We start from the raw sequence: 11,525 nt of genomic DNA, 5'->3' as shown, positions 1-11,525 counted from the left end.
TTCAGACTTATTCAATCCCGGCATTTAAAGTACACTCTTCCAGATCCCCCACGGGGAAGGATGAGAAGCTTCGACCTCGAAGGTTTGACCCGCAGCGGGCAACTGCGCGTATCCTTCCCGCACAATGCTAATCCTTAGCACCACCATTACAGCTAAATTCCCAACCTGCGTTTAAACACATTCTTCCCGATCTTCATCCTCTTTTCAGACTTCCGTAACGTCAGCATTTAAGCCCGTCTCTGACCGCCTTGTGATGACAGCCCGCGCCCAATTCTGCTACCATCCGCCCATCTTTTTCCCCGCCAACCGGGCTTAGTTATGAAATTTGTCTCTTTTAATATCAATGGGCTTCGCGCCCGCCCTCATCAGCTCGCTGCAATTGTTGAACAGCACCAGCCGGACGTTATCGGCCTGCAGGAAACCAAAGTCCACGATGAAATGTTTCCCCTGGAAGAGGTTGCCAGCCTGGGCTACAACGTTTTCTACCACGGGCAAAAAGGCCACTACGGCGTGGCGCTGCTGACCAAAGAGCAGCCGGTTATGGTACGCCGCGGTTTTCCGGGCGATGACGAAGACGCGCAGCGTCGCCTGATCATGGCAGACATTGCCAGCCCAATCGGCAACATTACCGTTATTAACGGCTATTTCCCTCAGGGCGAGAGCCGCGATCATGCCACGAAATTCCCGGCGAAAGAGAAGTTTTACCGCGATCTGCAAAGCTATCTCGAGCAGGAACAACAGCCTACTAATCCGGTGCTGATCATGGGCGATATGAATATCAGCTCCACCGATCTGGACATCGGTATTGGCGAGGATAGCCGCAAGCGCTGGCTGCGTACGGGCAAATGCTCCTTTTTGCCCGAAGAGCGTGAATGGATGGATCGCCTGATGAACTGGGGCCTGGTCGATACCTGGCGCGCGCAAAACGCCGAAATCAACGATCGCTTCTCATGGTTCGACTACCGCTCAAAAGGCTTTGACGATAATCGCGGTCTGCGTATCGATCTGCTGTTGGCAAGCCAGCCGCTGGCCGAGCGCTGCATAGCAACCGGCATAGACTATGATATTCGCAGCATGGAAAAGCCTTCCGATCATGCGCCCGTCTGGGCTGAATTTAACTTCTGATGTCTGTAAAGCAGCTTGACGTGGTAGCCGCGCTGATTGTTCGCCAGGGAAAAATTTTGCTGGCGCAGCGCGGCCCGGATGGCGATCAGGCCGGGTTATGGGAGTTTCCTGGCGGCAAGGTAGAGGCTGGCGAGAGTCAGCCTCAGGCGCTGCGCAGAGAGCTAAAGGAAGAGTTGGGTATTGAGGCGGATATCGGTGGTTATATCGCCAGCGAAAGCCGGGAAGTCAGCGGGCGGCAGATCCATCTGCACGCCTGGCTGGTGACAGCGTTCTCCGGTGACCCCAGGCTCAGCTGTCATCATGCGCTGGTCTGGGTTACGCCGCAGGAAGCGCTGGGCTATGACCTGGCGCCAGCGGATATCCCTTTGCTGTACGCCTGGCTCGGGCAGGCTATTTAAGCGTTTTCCAGATTAAGTTATTGGTGCCGTAAGATTGCTCATCGCGGCCGCACTGCAGCAGCACGCCTTCCATTTTTACTACAGAGCCTTCTGTGTAACTGCGGTTCTCATAGGTACAGCAGCGCAGACAAGGCGGCTGATTATTATTCTGCCCCTGCGTCCAGACCTCCGGCGGCATATCCACCACTACGTCTGCATTCGCGCCACCGCTCTGTGTCGTTTCCTGCTCGTAATCGCTGTGACCGGTACTAAGGTGCATGCCGCCAGCTGCAAAAAGCGGCGCGCAAAACAGTAGCGCGGCCGCCGCTAAAACGCTTTTCATCATTTAATTCCCCTTCGCTTTCGCCGCCTTACGCTGCGGCTTTTTACGGTTAACCGCCGGTGAAGGAAGGCCACGGAACGCGTGAGCAGCGGGCTGCTGGCGCGCCTGATCGATCAGAGTATAGAGCGTGCCCACCAGCGGCTGCATAAAGTCCTGGTAGCGGCACTGCTTTTCACTGATTTTAGTCAGCGTAGACTCCCACTGGGCGGTCATATCGGGACGCGCCGCCATTTCCGGCAGCGAGTGGATCAGAGCGCGTCCGGCAGGAGTCGCATTGATGTAGCGCCCTTTCTTGATCAGAAAAGCGCGTTTAAACAGCAGTTCGATAATGCCGGCTCGGGTTGCCTCTGTCCCTAAACCATCGGTCGCACGCAGTACTTTCTTTAGATCTTTATCCTGAACAAATCGTGCGATGCCGGTCATAGCCGATAACAGCGTAGCGTCGGTAAAATGACGAGGCGGCTGCGTTTGCTTACTGACAACTTCGCCGCGCTCGCACAGCAGTTCGTCGCCTTTTGCCACCACCGGCAGCGGCGTACCGTCGTTCTCTTCATCTCGCTCTTTGCTGCCCAGCAGCGCACGCCAGCCTGCTTCGGCAAGAAAACGCGCTTTGGCGATAAATTTACCGCCAGCGATATCAAGCTCAATAACGCATTTGCGGTAAATGGCATCCGGACAAAACTGCATCAGATATTGCGTGGCGATCAGGCGATAGATGTTGCTTTCGTTTTCTGTCAGGCCGACCTTACTGCTGCGCGCCGTAGGAACGATGGCATGGTGCGCATCGACTTTTTTATCGTCCCAGCAGCGGTTTCTGCGATCGCTGTCGAAATCGGCTGGCGGCGTCAGATCTGGCTGGTGCGCATTTATGGCGTTCAGCACTGCATGCCTGCCGGCAAAATGTTCATCAGGCAGATAGCGGCTGTCGGAACGCGGATAGGTGATCAGTTTATGCGTTTCATAAAGCTTCTGACAGGTATCCAGCACCGTTTGCGCACTTAGCCCAAAACGTCTGGCTGCTTCGATCTGCAATGATGAAAGCGAGAAAGGCAGCGGCGCCGTGTCGTTTTCCCGCTTATCGTTATAGCTGGTAACAAGCGCAGGCTGGCCGTTGATTCGCGCCACCACATGTTCAGCAAGCTGACGGTTAAGCAGCCGCCCCTCTTCATCCTGATGCGGTTCGCAGGCTTCGCTGGGCTGCCAGGTCGCGACAAAGCGTTCATCCTTTGGCGTGACAATATGGGCCTTTACCTCGAAGAAATCTTTCGGCACAAAATTTTCTATTTCTTCATCACGCCGCACCACCAGCCCGAGAACCGGTGTCTGTACGCGTCCAACTGACAGCACGCCGTCATAGCCAGCATTGCGGCCCAGCAGCGTATAGGCGCGCGTCATATTAATGCCATAGAGCCAGTCGGCGCGTGCACGCGCCAGCGCTGATACGCACAGCGGTATAAATTCACGGTTTTCACGCAGGCGCTCTATCGCTCTGGATACGGCCTGCGGATTAAGGTCATTGATCAGGCAGCGCTGTACCCGCTCGCGTTTTTGCGGCGGCAGCGCCAGGTAATTCAGCACTTCGTCCACCAAAAGCTGCCCTTCACGATCCGGGTCGCCCGCGTGCACAACTTCGTCAGCTTTTTCCAGCAGGCCCTTGATCACATTTAACTGTTTGGCGACGGAAGGGCGTGGCTGTAACCGCCATTTTTCCGGCACGATTGGCAGATCGGCCAGCGACCAGCGAGCATAGCGGCTGTCGTAGCTGTCGGGCTGTGCCTGTTCAAGCAGGTGGCCAACGCACCAGGTGACCACATCTTCGCCACAGGCGATATAGCCATCGCCCCGGCGGTGCGGTTTGGGGAGTACATCCGCAATCGCGCGGGCAAGACTGGGTTTTTCGGCAATAAACAAACGCATCCGGCGATGGCTTCCTTCAGGGGATAAACTTGGGTAGATGGTAGCGTTTTCAGCAGACGGTGATAAGCGTTTCACCGTCCGTTCGCTTATTATCCCGGCAAAAGGATAATCTGGCGACTATTATCCTGCCTGTTTCGCCGCTGGCTGTCTGTCAGAAATAGCTGACAAAAGGCGCTGTGTCAGGCGGCGCCAGAGTAGTGGCGGATTTTAGCTGCGGCGTGCCCAGATAAAGGAAACCAACAATAGCGTCCTGCTCGCGGCAGTTAAACGCCTCGCGTACCGCCTGATGGTCGGTCCAGGCGCCGCTACGCCAGATGCCGTTAAAACCCTGTGCTACAGCCGCCATCTGCATTGCCATTACTGCGCAGCCTGCTGATACTACCTGCTCCCAACGCGGAACCTTATGGTGTTCCTCACAATGGGCTACAACGGTGATAATCATCGGCGCACGGAACGGCGACTGTTTCGCTTTTTCGATAGCCTTAGGCTCCATATTGCCGTCGCGCGCGGCTCTTTCCAGCAGCTGGCTAAAACGCTCGCGGCCTTCATTCTCAATGACGATAAAGCGCCACGGTTGCAGCGTGCCGTGATCCGGCGCGCGCATACCGGCACGAATAATATTCTCCAATGCTTCTCCAGCGGGTGCTGGCTCGCTTAAACGCGAGGCGGAACGACGGTTGACTACTAAATCCAGTGCGTCCATAACTTACTCCTGAAAAGAATGCCAGGCTGCTGAAGCTAGCACAGGATGATGATTTGTTACAGCATCGTGCTTTTTCCTGCTGACAAGTTTGCCCCTGCTCTTTAGGATGTCACCATTCTTACCCGGCGCCGAACGAGTCCGGCCTGGCGTCTTACGGGTTTTCATCGCGATTATGGAGAGACTATGCGCACTTTGTGGCGAGCGATCGCTGGCATTTTTAAATGGGCCTGGCGCCTGCTAAATTTTATCCGGGAATTTATTCTTAACCTTTTTCTGGTGCTGCTGATCCTGATCTGCGCCGGGGTTTATTTCCAGTTCACTAAATCCTCCGCGCCTGTGGAAACACAAAAAGGCGCGCTGGTGGTCGATCTGACGGGTGTCATCGTGGATAAGCCTTCCGTCAGCAACAAGCTCAGTAAAATCGGCCGTCAGCTGCTGGGCACCAGTAGCGATCGCCTCAAGGAGAATTCACTGTTCGACGTGGTGGACGCCATTCGCCAGGCTAAAGATGACGGCAATATCACCGGCATGGTGCTGGATTTGCGTGATTTTGCGGGTGCAGACCAGCCTTCGCTGCAATATATCGGCAAAGCGCTGCGCGAATTCCGCGACAGCGGCAAACAGATCTACGCCACTGGCGATAGCTATAGCCAGGCGCAGTATTACCTTGCCAGCTTCGCCAACAAGATTTATCTGTCGCCGCAGGGCACGGTAGATCTGCACGGTTTCGCCACTAACGGCCTTTATTACAAGTCGCTGTTGGAAAAGCTGAAGGTCAGCTCGCACGTTTTCCGGGTCGGCACCTATAAATCTGCCGTTGAGCCATTCCTGCGTGATGATATGTCGCCAGCCGCGCGCGATGCCGATAGCCGCTGGATCGGCGAGCTGTGGCAGAATTACCTGAATACCATTGCCGCCAATCGTCAGATAACCCCACAGCAGCTCTTCCCTGGCGCGCAGGGCGTGCTGGATGGCCTGCAAAAAGTGGGCGGCGATACCGCGCGCTATGCCAAAGATAACCGGCTGGTGGATGAGCTGGCTTCCCGCTCCATGGTCGACCAGCAGCTTGTCAAAGTTTTTGGCTGGGATAAGCAGGCGCAGGATTTTAACGGCACCAGCATCTATGATTATGCAGTGAAGAATAAGCCTGCCGCTAACGGCAATATCGCCGTAATCATGGCTAACGGCGCCATTATGGACGGCGATGAAACGCCAGGCAACGTTGGTGGCGATACCACTGCACTTGCTATCCGCAAGGCGCGGCTGGACGATAAAGTTAAAGCAATTATCCTGCGCGTCAACAGCCCGGGCGGCAGCGTAACCGCTTCCGAAACTATCCGCGAAGAGCTGGCGGCAGCGAAGGCTGCGGGCAAACCTGTAGTGGTTTCAATGGGTGGCATGGCGGCTTCCGGCGGCTACTGGATCTCTACGCCAGCTAATTACATTATCGCCAGCCCGAGCACCCTGACAGGTTCAATCGGTATTTTCGGCGTGATTAACACCGTTGAAAATTCGCTGGATGCCATCGGCGTGCATACAGACGGCGTATCGACTTCGCCGCTGGCGGATGTGGCGACGACCAAAGCACTGCCGCCGGAAGTACAGCAGTTGATGCAGCTAAGCATTGAAAACGGCTATAAAAACTTCCTGGGGCTGGTCGCCAGCTCGCGCGGTAAAACGCCGGAACAGATCGATCAGATCGCTCAGGGTCATGTCTGGACAGGTAGCGATGCCAAAAACAACGGGCTGGTTGACGCGCTCGGCGATTTTGACGACGCGGTGGCAAAAGCGGCAGAGCTGGCGCATATCAAGCAGTGGCAGCTCAACTGGTATCAGGACGATCCGGGCTTGATCGATCTGCTGTTCAGCCAGATGGACGCCTCTGCGCGCGCGGCATTGCCAGAAACGTTGAGGGCTTACTTACCCGCGCCGATGTATGACGTGATGGCGGCGATGAAAAGCCAGCCGGGTCTGTTTGATAACCTGAACGACCCGCAGAATCGCTATGCGTTCTGCCTGACCTGCAGCCAGGTCAAATAGACGGAAAGCGGCCCGCTGGTCGGGCTGCTTTTCTCCGGTTTTCCCCTTATACTGCCCTCTTTTTCCAGCCTGAGTAATCACATGCAAAAAAAATCCATCTACGTGGCCTATACTGGCGGCACCATCGGCATGCAGCGTTCCGAGCATGGTTATGTTCCCGTTTCCGGCCATTTGCAGGAGCAGCTGGCGGCGATGCCAGAATTTCATCGCGCCGAGATGCCCGATTTCACTATTCATGAATATCAGCCGCTGATCGACTCCTCGGATATGACGCCGCAGGATTGGCAAACGATTGCTGACGATATCCAGGCGAATTACGACAATTACGATGGATTTGTGATCCTGCACGGCACCGATACCATGGCGTTTACCGCTTCCGCGCTCTCTTTTATGCTGGAGAATCTCAGCAAGCCGGTTATCGTGACGGGATCACAGATCCCGCTGGCGGAATTGCGTTCCGATGGTCAACAAAATCTGCTTAACGCGCTGTTCGTTGCGGCTAACTATCCGATCAATGAAGTCGCCCTTTTCTTTAATAACCAGCTTTATCGTGGTAACCGCACTACCAAAGCGCATGCCGACGGCTTTAACGCCTTCGCCTCGCCTAACCTGGCGCCGCTGTTGGAAGCCGGCATCCATATTCGCCGCCTGAACACGCCGCCTGCGCCAAACGGCCAGGGCGAGCTTGTGGTACGCAGCATCACGCCACAGCCCGTCGGCGTGGTGACTATTTACCCCGGTATTTCTGCCGATGTAGTCAGTAATTTTCTGCTTCAGCCGGTTAAAGCGTTAATCCTGCGTTCTTACGGCGTCGGCAATGCCCCACAGAATCCGGCATTTTTAAAAGAGCTCAAGGCAGCCTCCGATCGCGGCATCGTGGTGGTGAATCTGACGCAGTGTATGTCCGGCAAGGTCAATATGGGCGGCTACGCTACCGGTAATGCGCTGGCGCTGGCCGGTGTGGTCAGCGGCTATGATATGACGGTGGAAGCTACGCTGACCAAGCTGCATTTTCTGCTCAGCCAAAACCTTTCCAGCGATGAAGTTCGCCAAAAGATGCAGGTTAATCTGCGCGGCGAGCTAACGCCTGACGACAAGTGAGATAAGCCATGAAGGCCCTGATCCTGATCGATCTGCAAAATGATTTCTGTCCCGGTGGCTCGCTTGCGGTCGCTGAAGGCGACAAGGTTATAGCCGTTGCCAATCGGTATGCTGCGGAATTCTATCGGCTTCAGCGGCCTGTGGTGGCTACGCTGGACTGGCACCCGGCCGATCACGGCAGCTTCGCTTCCAATGCGGGTAGAGAAGCGGGCACGCTGGGCGAACTAAAGGGTTTGCCGCAGGTTTGGTGGCCGGATCATTGTATCCAGTACAGCGCTGGCGCAGAGCTACACCCTGAGCTGGAGCAGCGCTATCTGAGCACACGGATTTATAAGGGCGAGCAGCCGCTGGTAGACAGCTACAGCGCGTTTTTCGACAACGGTCGGCGTAGTAAAACGCAGTTGCATGACTGGTTACAAAGCCATGGCGTAAGCAGCCTGATCATGATGGGGCTGGCAACGGATTACTGTGTTAAATACAGCGTGCTGGACGCACTGTCGCTGGGCTACGAGGTTCAGGTTGTAGCCGAAGGCTGCCGCGGCGTTAATCTTAATTCCTTTGACAGCGAACGCGCTCTGGAAGAGATGGCTGAGCGCGGCGCAGATATTGTGTAACTTCAGCAATCCTTCACGCCATAACACAATTAATACTGAGTAAGTATTTATTCTTAAATAAGTGTGGGCAGTTTTAACGCAACCATAACCTTTATATATCTTCCGTTTCCAATGCGCCTTGCTTCAGCGGCGCAGAATTCCTACTAAAAAAATTTAATTTTACTGTGGTTTTTTTAAATTACAGAAATGCTATTTCGCCCACAAAATTAGCGGCATGCTAAAAAGGAAAAAGGAGTAACATCAGGCGGTAAAAACATTATAAGGATATATCTATGCTTACCCGTTCCAGCAGCGAAGTTAATCTACGCTCAGCAACAAATCGTCCTGCCCGGCTTAAAAAATCCTGTTCTGTCCACGGAAAAACTCGTTTTCAAAATAAAATTGTCCAGTCAAAAAACTCTCCTCAAACGCTAACACGGCATAAAAATTCTATGCATATTAATAAGGTTGGCCTGGAAGATTTCCTGTGCTTTGACAGCCGTCTTATTTATGAAAAGATCCGTGACGCCCGTAGCCTGAGTTCCCGTAATTACATCTACCTTGGATCTGTCCAGGCTATGCCTGTAAACGAACAAGGGGTTACCCTGAACAGTGATGGAAATCTTCTGCTTATCAAAGGAAAAAGCAGAAATTTAATTAGCGGGCTGTGCAAGAAATACACCAAAGGCCTGAGCTTCCAGACTGCTTTACTAAGGCCAGCAGAAGATAAAAAAAGCCTGCAATTCGCCTCTTTGTTTTTAAATGATGAGGGTGTACTTATTGGAAAAGAAAAAGGTAGCGGAAAATTATTTTCTATCAGCTTTAATAAAAACAATAATATTACTGACGAATATACAGATACAGAAAGCATTAACGTAAACTATGAGCTTTATCATGGCGCTAATCCGGAAGAGTTAACTTTTAAAACACAGGAGAATGAATGCCTTTCTTTTCGATTGAAAGAAGGAAAACTATTGCTTGACTCAGTCAGCCATAACGATAAAAAATATAACTATGCTTTACTTTCTTATGACATTAAGCTGCCACTTTCAAACAAAACTAAAATTGCCTCAATTAAAAAAAGCCAAAACCGCTTGCAGATCGAGCTCCTTAAAAATAACAAGAAAAGGATAGTCTACTTAGATCCCTGTGATATATCACTCAAAGATCTCAGCGCGAAGCGCGTCAGCCATAAGCCTGCTCAATCCCTTTCAGGCAGGCTGGGTACAGATCCGCACGAGAAATATTTTTCCGGCCAGCCTTTTTCTTCATCACGCCTCGGCAATTTCAGCAGCAGGTATCTTCCTTTATTTTCCTATACGACTGATAATTTCCGGACGCACCTGAAGCAAGCAAAAGAGGCAAAAATTGCAGGTGAAACGTCAACATCATTTTTAGCATGTTTGCGCAGCGTTGATCCAGGCGTAGAAGCAATTTATAAAACAGGTAAAAACTTGATTAATCATGCCGCTCAGGAAAGAAAAATTAAGGTTGATTCCAAAGATGCGGCTTTTGATAAAAACAGCAAAATTCTGTCTTACCAACAAAAGCGTTTTGATGAGCTTTTGCAGGCTGTCAATCGTAAAAATGCGGGGAACCTGCCGGTAGCTATCGCCGATCTTATCGAACAAATGCGTCCTGGCGACGAGCTGGCATTTAATCTTAACGACAGGGTTTCTCTCTTTTCCGGTATTGCCGGACCGGGCATCCCTTTTGTTACGGGCTGGTTTGTCGGAATAGTGGCTGCTGTCGCTTCCAGCCATCAGTTGACATTAGTACGTGGTGAAAATGGCAAGATTCGCTTCTGCTTTGAAAATAAATCGCGTAAAAGCGCCATCCCCCTGGCTGGCACGGGACAGGGTCTTGAAGATATCGCTAAGCTTTACTCTAATCATGGCGTAGATTATCTGACGGTTATGCCGCTTGAAGCGCTGGTTATCATCGCCCTGAATGCGACCAAAGGTGATAATTTTAGTTTTGAACTGGCAAAAGACCAGGTAACAGAGTTTCTCGATGCGTTTCTGAATCCCGCCCAAACTTCTGCCGCTACGCCACTTCTTCTTAAGGAAGCTGAACTAAAGAAAACCGAAGAATATGAAGTTGTGGCCCGCCTCGAAGCTAAAGCGGAGCTGCGACCGGAAGTCGGCACCATGGTGAACAGTTCAACCTATATGGTCGTCCCCCGTACTGCGTTGGGCGCTGGCGTTGGCCTGGATCTGGCCAGGTTAAAAAAAATTACCCAAACTCATTTTAATGATTCGGCACCCACGGTTAAGACCCGAACGCAGCTGGATCTTTTAAAAACAGATTTTGAAATTTATCACGAGCAGAAAATCATGCCGATCACCATGAGTATGACAGCCAGTCATGAAGTGGCTCATTGTTTCCCTCTGCCTTTACAGGAGGAAAAAACCACGCACTACCGGGCCGAATCTAAGCCTTTGTTCACTGCACAATCGAACAAAGAAGTACCGCTTGTTGCGTCCAGTAAAGTTAAGAATACCAGTAAGCAAGATTTCTTATCGGTAGCTATGCAAGAAGAAATGAATGCGTCAGGAATTAAAAGAGATATCCTCAAAGCTAAATCCGCTATGAACAACACGCAAGCAAGCAGCCCTTTATCAACATGCCATCCCGATAAGGATGATGAGACGCTGCAGATACATTCAGCGGCCTGTCACGATGATAAGCCAGTTTCTGACAGCAGCGTCACGTCCTCTATATTGACAGAACTGAGAGAGGCGATTGTTAAAGCTTTGCCCGAAAGGCTCACCAAAACCATAAGCCCGCGCGGATTAGCGCACCAGCCGATCAGGATTTCAGCTCAGGGGAAAGTTTTCAGCGCAATGAAAGATGAAGCAGTCACCTCCAGCATACTTGCTAAAACCCGGAGCAAGCTTAAAAGGCTCAGACAGTTTTGCTCCGAACAGGAAAGAAACAATATGCACAAGACGGTGGTTAGCGTAATTGAGTCTAATTATGAACTCAGTGCACAGGATAAAGCCCGTCGTGCCCGGCTATTAGCGGAAACGGCTGCTGGCAATAGTGAAAGCATGATGAAAATCAAACAGGAGCTTGCCCGGCTGAAGGAGAATGCGCAATATTGCCTTAGCGACATAAAGCTAAAAAGGATTAGCGCTCAGTCGATTAAAGCCAGTATGCCTTTGGCGATCCTTAACTGTACCCATGAGAGTCAACTGGCTTACCAACAAGATCTGGGCAGCATCTTGTTTGAATACGAGCGGGATAAGCTTTTACCCACCAGAGTTATCGATCGTTTAAAATGTTTGATCTAGTCCCTGAAAATAAAAGCCAGGCAAACGGCG

The 11,525-nt window shown here is 52.0% G+C and carries 9 protein-coding genes; 6 read left to right on the top strand and 3 right to left on the bottom strand.

Features of this window, described 5'->3' with window-relative positions; all coding sequences use genetic code 11:
- The first annotated feature begins 318 nt into the window (after window positions 1–318).
- Window positions 319–1,125 carry an exodeoxyribonuclease III gene (gene xthA / locus ACETPC_RS01405; protein ID WP_380177915.1) on the top strand — a complete coding sequence of 269 codons (807 nt, stop codon included), beginning with the start codon at window positions 319–321 and terminating at the stop codon, window positions 1,123–1,125.
- Window positions 1,125–1,523, top strand: coding sequence for a pyrimidine (deoxy)nucleoside triphosphate diphosphatase (locus tag ACETPC_RS01400; RefSeq protein WP_380177913.1), 399 nt, complete (start codon window positions 1,125–1,127; stop codon window positions 1,521–1,523). Before xthA ends, ACETPC_RS01400 begins: the two co-directional genes overlap by 1 nt.
- On the opposite strand, the gene ACETPC_RS01395 is transcribed toward ACETPC_RS01400, so the two are convergent.
- From ACETPC_RS01395 to ACETPC_RS01385, 3 genes are all read right to left on the bottom strand, one after another.
- Window positions 1,516–1,782, bottom strand: coding sequence for a DUF1496 domain-containing protein (locus ACETPC_RS01395; RefSeq protein ID WP_380178827.1), 267 nt, complete (start codon window positions 1,780–1,782; stop codon window positions 1,516–1,518). The genes ACETPC_RS01400 and ACETPC_RS01395 overlap by 8 nt on opposite strands.
- 66 nt (window positions 1,783–1,848) lie before the next feature.
- Window positions 1,849–3,762, bottom strand: a complete 1,914-nt coding sequence (locus tag ACETPC_RS01390; protein ID WP_380177911.1) for a DNA topoisomerase III — start codon at window positions 3,760–3,762, stop codon at window positions 1,849–1,851.
- A gap of 151 nt (window positions 3,763–3,913) precedes the next feature.
- Window positions 3,914–4,465: an NAD(P)H nitroreductase gene (locus ACETPC_RS01385; RefSeq protein WP_380177909.1), complete on the bottom strand. Its 552-nt coding sequence runs from the start codon at window positions 4,463–4,465 to the stop codon at window positions 3,914–3,916.
- A 183-nt stretch (window positions 4,466–4,648) separates the two neighbouring features.
- Here ACETPC_RS01385 and sppA point away from each other — a divergent pair, with 183 nt between their 5' ends.
- The 4 genes from sppA to ACETPC_RS01365 all read left to right on the top strand — a co-directional run bounded on the left by sppA (window position 4,649) and on the right by ACETPC_RS01365 (window position 11,495).
- A complete protein-coding gene (sppA, locus tag ACETPC_RS01380) occupies window positions 4,649–6,505 on the top strand; it encodes a signal peptide peptidase SppA (protein WP_380177907.1) in 1,857 nt (618 codons plus the stop codon).
- Between the two features lie 81 nt (window positions 6,506–6,586).
- Window positions 6,587–7,606: an asparaginase gene (ansA, locus tag ACETPC_RS01375; RefSeq protein WP_380177905.1), complete on the top strand. Its 1,020-nt coding sequence runs from the start codon at window positions 6,587–6,589 to the stop codon at window positions 7,604–7,606.
- An 8-nt stretch (window positions 7,607–7,614) separates the two neighbouring features.
- Entirely contained in the window at window positions 7,615–8,220 is a 606-nt protein-coding gene (pncA, locus tag ACETPC_RS01370) for a bifunctional nicotinamidase/pyrazinamidase (RefSeq protein WP_380177903.1), read from the top strand.
- A 272-nt stretch (window positions 8,221–8,492) separates the two neighbouring features.
- Complete coding sequence (locus ACETPC_RS01365) at window positions 8,493–11,495, top strand: hypothetical protein (protein ID WP_380177902.1); 3,003 nt, start codon at window positions 8,493–8,495, stop codon at window positions 11,493–11,495.
- Window positions 11,496–11,525: the final 30 nt, after the last annotated feature.

The sequence above is a fragment of the Pantoea sp. sgz302252 genome (assembly GCF_042610525.1).
Taxonomy (GTDB): Bacteria; Pseudomonadota; Gammaproteobacteria; order Enterobacterales; family Enterobacteriaceae; genus Erwinia.
Note: the sequence above shows the minus strand (reverse complement) of the source record. Positions and strands in the feature narration are given on the sequence as shown.

Bases quoted from the DNA above. Each gene is read 5' to 3' on its own strand.
- ACETPC_RS01390 (WP_380177911.1), bottom strand. From the start codon at position 3,762: ATGCGTTTGTTTATTGCCGAAAAACCCAGTCTTGCCCGCGCGATTGCG.
- xthA (WP_380177915.1), top strand. From the start codon at position 319: ATGAAATTTGTCTCTTTTAATATCAATGGGCTTCGCGCCCGCCCTCAT.
- ansA (WP_380177905.1), top strand. From the start codon at position 6,587: ATGCAAAAAAAATCCATCTACGTGGCCTATACTGGCGGCACCATCGGC.
- ACETPC_RS01365 (WP_380177902.1), top strand. From the start codon at position 8,493: ATGCTTACCCGTTCCAGCAGCGAAGTTAATCTACGCTCAGCAACAAAT.
- ACETPC_RS01385 (WP_380177909.1), bottom strand. From the start codon at position 4,465: ATGGACGCACTGGATTTAGTAGTCAACCGTCGTTCCGCCTCGCGTTTA.
- pncA (WP_380177903.1), top strand. From the start codon at position 7,615: ATGAAGGCCCTGATCCTGATCGATCTGCAAAATGATTTCTGTCCCGGT.
- ACETPC_RS01395 (WP_380178827.1), bottom strand. From the start codon at position 1,782: ATGCACCTTAGTACCGGTCACAGCGATTACGAGCAGGAAACGACACAG.
- ACETPC_RS01400 (WP_380177913.1), top strand. From the start codon at position 1,125: ATGTCTGTAAAGCAGCTTGACGTGGTAGCCGCGCTGATTGTTCGCCAG.
- sppA (WP_380177907.1), top strand. From the start codon at position 4,649: ATGCGCACTTTGTGGCGAGCGATCGCTGGCATTTTTAAATGGGCCTGG.